Origin of the sequence: Nocardia sp. JMUB6875 (assembly GCF_041154655.1) — a bacterium.
Classification (GTDB): Bacteria; Actinomycetota; Actinomycetes; order Mycobacteriales; family Mycobacteriaceae; genus Nocardia.
The window spans coordinates 1-1,302 of the sequence record NZ_BAAFGR010000394.1 but is presented as its reverse complement, the minus strand read 5'-3'; the positions used below and the strand labels follow the sequence as shown (position 1 = coordinate 1,302).

Sequence of the window (1,302 nt, the reverse complement as noted above, 5' to 3'; positions counted from 1 at the left end):
GGCCAACTCCGTCGAATCCGACCTCCGCCCCACCCTCCTGTCCCGCATCATCGACGCCCAGGTCCTCACCCTCGACCACCTACCACCCCCCGACCGCGAAACATCCCACCGCCGAATCCGCCGAACCCTCGCCGAGATCTGGTCCTCCGGCCGCTGGTACTCCGCCCTGGACGCGCTGGCCCGCTTCGACCCACGCCTGCTGGCCGAAATCGCGGACGAGGCAGTCCGTTTCGACGCCAGCGCCCGCTGACCCGCCCGCGCAGGAAGCGCACATATCGATTGTGACGGCTCTTCGGCGGCGTACCCGAAACGAGGTTGGCCTCGGCACGATCGAGTGAGTCTTCGAGGGCCGCATCGTGCAGCCAGCGCCACATGAGCGGCCAACTGAACCGAGCCGCTCCGCGCGTCCGGATGACCAACTCGTGCGTCAGCCGGGTACGCGTGCCGTCCACTTCCTCCACGAGGAACCCATGGGTTCCATCGAAGCCGCGCGGCCGCCGAAACCGGAACACCACCTCACGGCCCGGCACGTACTTCACACAGGTGTATCGAATCGGCCCATGCCCACCCACCGCACCGACACCCAGCGGCCGGTCGAAACGCATTGCGGGCCAACGACCAACGGGCCAGAGCCGATCGTCCTCAGTGGCGAGGCTATCGAGCAGCAGGCCGACGGGCCGCACGTCGGCGGTGAGGATCCGGCTGTGGACATTGCGCACCATGATCGAACCTCCGATTTAGCGATCACTCTCTAATTCGCAATTAGAGGCTACTCTCTAGAACGTGTCGAGAAAACCTGCGCACACCGCCGACTCCCTACTGGACGCCGCCGCCGAACTAGCCGCCACCGAAGGTGCCGCGGCGGTCACCATGAGCGCTGTCGCCGCGGCCGCGGGCGCACCGAGCGGCTCCGTCTACTACCGCTTTCCGGATCGACCCGCGCTCCTGGCCGCCCTGTGGCTGCGCACCCTCGACCGCTTCCAAACCGGATTCCTCGAGGCCCTCCAATTGGACCCACCCCAACAGGCCGCCATCCAAGCCGCCCATCACGTCACCGACTGGTCCCTGCACCACCCCACCGACGCGGCCGTCTTGCTAATGGGCCCGGAGCCTTTCGGCTACGCCCAATGGTCCGAGGACGCCCGCACCGCAGCCGCAGCCCGCCAACGCCGACTCGACAACGCCATCCGATCCCTGGCCGACCGCCTCGGCTACCGCACCCGCTCCGACCGTGAACGCCTGACCCTGCTGATCATCGACCTCCCCTACGCCGCCATCCGCCGCACCGCCCACCACCCCCAC

3 protein-coding genes are annotated in these 1,302 nt (G+C 68.0%); all 3 read left to right on the top strand.

The window, feature by feature from the left end; genetic code table 11:
• Positions 1-250: hypothetical protein (locus tag ACAM49_RS40195; RefSeq protein ID WP_369640743.1), on the top strand; the 250-nt coding region annotated here is incomplete at its 5' end.
• Positions 251-560: 310 nt separating this feature from the next.
• On the top strand, positions 561-755 hold the full coding sequence (locus ACAM49_RS40190; RefSeq protein ID WP_369640742.1) for a hypothetical protein: 195 nt from the start codon (positions 561-563) through the stop codon (positions 753-755).
• A gap of 28 nt (positions 756-783) precedes the next feature.
• The coding region (locus ACAM49_RS40185; RefSeq protein ID WP_369640741.1) for a TetR/AcrR family transcriptional regulator at positions 784-1,302 on the top strand (519 nt) is incomplete at its 3' end.